Genomic DNA, 925 nt, shown 5'->3' with positions numbered 1-925 from the left:
CTATAACTCGTCATTAGCACGGTTTTTCATGCGGTTATAAATTTATCTTTGATAACGAATGGTATATATTTGATTGATCTATATGAATTTGCGTTGGTTTGTGATCATCAAAAGAACATTTACTCTGCTTATCGCTACATTATCCGTTTCAGTGAACGCGTTTGCTGACTCTTTACCTGAGCGTATCGATAACTTCACTAAACTTTTTGATCATGAAATGGCAATTGAATCTTATGATATTCGACTGCTTCAGGCTGATTACCCGACTCGCTTGATCATGCCGTCCTCTATGCTGCCGCAAACTGCTGAATACCCACTAAAAGACATCCAACGCTTATACCGGTTATCAAAAACATGCAGCGGAAAGTTGCCTTTAAGCCCTCTAATCACAGAGCCTTTGGTCTTTACTCGTGCAATGTGTAAAGGAACTAAACTTTCTGATCGTTGGTTTACTCGAAGTGGTTTGATTCATCCCGGTGGCGGTTCATATGCCGCACGCTACGTTGAGTTATACCCAGAGAAATTTGACTCGTTGAAGCGCTACATGCACATTCAAGAGCGACCGAACACCGAACACGATGAACTACTGTCTCGTCTACAGAAGATGGACAATGAAGCCATAACAGCTTTGCTAGCGGGTGCGAGTATGTTTGTTGAGCTTGATGAAATGTGGGTCAAGCGCGGTGATAGATATTACCTGTATAAAGAATCAGTTTGGAACGAAAACGCTACGCTCGCGGGTTTAGCCTTTAGTTTGTCCTCAGAAGGCAACAGCTGTTTTGTCCAACGCGGCAATGTATGTTGGGAAATAGAAGATCATTCAGAACTTCTGCAGATAGCCATGTTTATTTTGGTGATTGCCAATATCCTACTCGTGTTGGGGTGGGCGGTTTACCGTTGGAACAGTAAAAAACAAGAGATGAAG

Annotated in this window: 1 protein-coding gene; it reads left to right on the top strand. The window is 42.4% G+C overall.

The genetic code is table 11. The annotated features are described in order from the left end of the window. Nucleotides 1-82: 82 nt before the first annotated feature. Nucleotides 83-925, top strand: an 843-nt coding sequence (locus AB4496_RS18845) for a DUF3404 domain-containing protein (protein ID WP_372131613.1), incomplete at its 3' end; no start/stop codon positions are given.

Source organism: Vibrio sp. 10N.222.46.A1, from assembly GCF_041473595.1.
Classification (GTDB): Bacteria; Pseudomonadota; Gammaproteobacteria; order Enterobacterales; family Vibrionaceae; genus Vibrio; species Vibrio tasmaniensis_A.
Note: the sequence above shows the minus strand (reverse complement) of the source record. Positions and strands in the feature narration are given on the sequence as shown.